Below are 1,803 nucleotides of genomic sequence, written 5' to 3' on the forward strand. Positions count from 1 at the left end.
ACGGCTTCTTCAACCAGAACCCCACCCTGAACCTGCCCGCCTCGGACACGGCCTCCGCCGACACCGGGCACTGCAGCCACGGGAACGAATAATGAGCCGGCAAAGCTCCGTGGGGAACGCTCCCGCGAAGCCCGGCTCCCAACCGGGTAAGCTCAAAGCCAACACCCTGGGGCTGTGGGATGTTGTCTTCATGGCTGTCGCGACGTCCGCGCCGATTACGGTCATGAGCGGAAACGTCCCCATTTCGGTCGGCTACGGCGTCGGAACCGGAACCCCCGCAACATACATCTGGGCGACAGTGATCCTGTCGGTCTTTGCGGTCGCATACGTCACGATGGCCCGCTATGTGACATCAACGGCCGCATTCTACGGATTCATTTCCCGTGGATTGGGGCGCGTGTTTGGCCTGGGGACCGGTTACATGGTCACCTTCAGCTACATCGTCTTTGAAGCCAGCATCATCGGCATTTTTGCCTACTTTGGTCAGCTGGCTTTCAAGGACCAACTGGGGCTGGATGTAAATTGGGCGGTCATCGCGCTGTCCGGTCTCATCCTTATCGGGATGCTGAGCTACTTTGAGATCAGCATGGCAGCGAAAATCCTGACGTTGCTGCTGGCCACTGAGATCGGGATTCTGGCCGTCATGGCCTTCGGCGTGCTTTTCCATGGCGGAGGCCCCGACGGGCTGATGCCTCAGACGCTGAACCCGGTAAATGTCTTCCTGCCAAACGGCCTGCAGGTCGCCGCGCCGGGACTGGCGATGTTCATCGCGTTCTGGTCCTGGACCGGATTCGAATCGACAGTCATGTATGGGGAGGAATCCAAGAACCCGAAGAAGATCATCCCTATCGCCACGATGATCGCGGTCACCGGCGTCGGTGTCTTCTACACGTTTGTCTCCTGGATGTCCGTCGCCGGGAACGGTGGCGCACAAGCCATTGCTTTGGCGCAAAGCGCCAATCCCCTGGACATGTTCTTTCACCCCACGGATGTCTTTGTCGGCCACGGGTGGGTTCTGGTCATGGAATGGCTGATGATGAGCGGATCGTTCGCGTGCGCCATGGCTTTCCACAACGCCGCAGCACGGTACATGTATTCGCTGGGAAGGGAAGGAGTCCTGCCCGCCGCATTGGGCAAGACCCATAAGAAGCACGGATCCCCGCACATCGCGTCGTTCGTCCAGACAGGCATTGCAATCCTGTGGATCCTTGGGTTCTTCTTCCTGAACCAGGACCCATACGCGGATCTGTTTACCATTCTGGCTGTCCTCGGGACCTTCTCGCTCCTGATAGTGCAGACCATCACCATGGCCGCCGTATTCAACTACTTCCGCCACCATCACCCGGAAGAAAAAATGTGGCGCACCAAAGTCGCTCCGATACTCGGTGGAGTGGGGATGTTGTGTGTTGTCATTATGATGATCACGAACCTGGACACGGCCGCCGGGCCTGCAGCCTCGACCTTGCTCTTCAAACTCATCCCCTACATCACCGCCGGGCTCTTCCTCGTGGGGGTAGGCCAGGCGTTATACCTGCGGAAGACCAATCCGCTCAAGTATGAAAGCATCGGCCACGTCGTTCTCGCTGACGACGCTCACGGCCTGGTCCTGGACGAAGAAGATCCGGAGCCGATGCGCCCGATCGATCTCCAAATCATCAAGGAGCTCGAACTGGGACATGCCTCGGGTGAGCTGGGCCTGGATGACGAGCTCGAGTTGGAGAAGCTGGAGCTGGAGAAGGAGCAGCCCTAAACAGCGGTCCCCGGCGCCGTCCACAACGGCACCGGGGACCGCACTCTTACCTA

1 protein-coding gene is annotated in these 1,803 nt (G+C 59.2%); it reads left to right on the forward strand.

The window, feature by feature from the left end:
- Window positions 1-91: 91 nt before the first annotated feature.
- Entirely contained in the window at window positions 92-1,750 is a 1,659-nt protein-coding gene (locus NFJ07_RS25490; protein WP_269998890.1) for an APC family permease, read from the forward strand.
- The last annotated feature ends 53 nt before the right edge of the window (window positions 1,751-1,803 follow it).

Source organism: Arthrobacter sp. B2a2-09, from assembly GCF_027587375.1.
Classification (GTDB): Bacteria; Actinomycetota; Actinomycetes; order Actinomycetales; family Micrococcaceae; genus Arthrobacter.